This window comes from Pantoea sp. ME81 (assembly GCF_903970985.1).
In the GTDB taxonomy this organism is placed as follows: domain Bacteria; phylum Pseudomonadota; class Gammaproteobacteria; order Enterobacterales; family Enterobacteriaceae; genus Pantoea; species Pantoea communis.
The window spans coordinates 1-1,954 of record NZ_CAJCKS010000330.1; the positions used below are offsets into that span (position 1 = coordinate 1).

At 56.3% G+C, this 1,954-nt stretch carries 2 protein-coding genes; one reads left to right on the forward strand and one right to left on the reverse strand.

Annotated features, from left to right (window positions below):
- Window positions 1-444 (forward strand): zinc-binding dehydrogenase (locus tag H7A81_RS27025; protein ID WP_182059309.1); only part of this gene is annotated, 444 nt, incomplete at its 5' end.
- A gap of 43 nt (window positions 445-487) precedes the next feature.
- Here the strand turns inward: H7A81_RS27025 and H7A81_RS27030 are convergent.
- Window positions 488-1,954 (reverse strand): DUF2534 family protein (locus tag H7A81_RS27030; RefSeq protein WP_182059310.1); only part of this gene is annotated, 1,467 nt, incomplete at its 5' end.

Here is a 1,954-nt window from a genome sequence, read left to right on the forward strand (position 1 = left end):
GCGGAAGTCACCGCCTTCAGCTCCAATGCCAGCAAAACCGACTCCATTCTGGCGATGGGCGCCAATCGGGTGGTAAACAGCCGCGATGCGGAAGCCCTGAATGCATTAACTGGTCAGTTTGATCTGATCATCAGCACCGTTGCCGTGGATTTAGACTGGAAGCCCTACTACCAGGCACTGGCGCGACAAGGCAAGTTCCACACGGTGGGCGCGGTGATGAAGCCGTTTGAGGTTCCGGCGTTCAGTTTGATTGTCGGCGATCGTGCGCTAACCGGATCTTCAACCGGTTCTCCCGCTCAGTTACGTACCTTGCTCAAGTTAGCCGCCCGCGTGGATATCGCTCCACAGGTGGAGGAATTTCCGATGTCGCAGGTCAATGCCGCGTTAGAACATGTGAGAGCGGGAAAAGCCCATTATCGCGTGGTACTCAAAGCGGATTTTTAAGTCTCGTTGACGAGATGAGGTGCGCATCCTTGCGCACCAACCCTTATTTACCTTGTGGATCGCTTTCGCCCAGGAAGAAATACCACAACGGAATCGACATCAGTGCGGTGAACACTGCGCTGTATAAGGCAATCATCAACCCCTGCGTGATGTACATCGTCAATGACCAGTGGCTAAACGGGATACCGTATTGATCGATCACTCCGCCAATAATCGCATTGCTCATCACCGAAACGACAATCACCGCCAGAATGCACACGCCGCGCAGGAAGTTACGCATCTCCTTGCGCTTCACCGTAAAGCGAGCGCGAATAATGCCAAGCGGTGACTGCTGCGACGCCAGAATCTCCGCTTCGGTCATCGGAACACGTTGCTGTTTACGCCATCGCAAAACGTCGATCAGCAGAAATGCCAGCAAACTCACCCCCATCACCGGCAGCGCATAACCCAGCGCCAACGCCACCATCAGGCAGGTGCCTTTACTGTAGTGCGGTATAGCAAGCCAGGTTTCCGTTAACGTTTTCGCCGGGCTGGCTTCCGCCTGTTGCGGACGGCGAGCCCACCACATGCGATAACCCAGCACGATCATCGTGCATAAACCGAGTCCAAAGAACGCCAGCAACAGTTGGTTAGGCAAGCCAAACAGCACGCCCATATGCGCATCCACGCCCCAGCGCGTCAGTTTTGCCACCAGTGGGAACTGGGCGAAATAGACGTGATCAACAATCGTGAAGTCTTGCGGATTCACGGAAACCGCATCAACCCGTGTCGGCCAGCTTCGATCGATTTCGGTTACTGCCCATGCTTTGCCCGCGCTTTTCGGCTGACGTAACTCCAGCTTACTGGCGCTCAATCCATCCTGACGGGCGGCGCTGAGTACGCGATCCCAATCGCTGTCCGGCTGGTTGTTGGGCATCGGCTTCGCGGGCTGCGCAACCGGTTTTGCCATTGATGACATCGACATACTGGACATGTCCATATTCGACATATCCATATCAGGCATGCCTGGCATGCTGTGATGGTCAGCATGAGGATCGGCGGGCGCCGTATCGCCATTGAGTGAGGTGTTGACCTGCGGTGTCAGCCAGTTCAACTCAGTACGCCAGCGGTCAATATTATTACCCGCCCACTGCGACCAGGTTAAACCGGTGGCGGAGAAGAATACCAATCCCAGCACCAGCGTCAGACCCAGCGTGATATGCCAGTGACGGCTAAAGGCGAATCCCTTGCGCGCGGCTTTCAGCTTACGTTTCGGGCGCGTGCCCAGCCACAGCACCACGCCGCCCAGCGCGGCGACCCACAACCAGGACGCCGCGAGCTCGCTGTAGTTGCGGCCGAAATCACCTAGCAACAAGCTGCTGTGAAGTAAATCAAGCGTGGTACGCAGCGGAAGCACGCCGCTGGTGCCGTACACCGTCATGTCGCCTTTCACTTTCAGGCTATAAGGGTCGATAAACACTGCGCGAGACTGCGAAGCACCCAGTGAGGCATCGCTGAACTGTACGCGAGT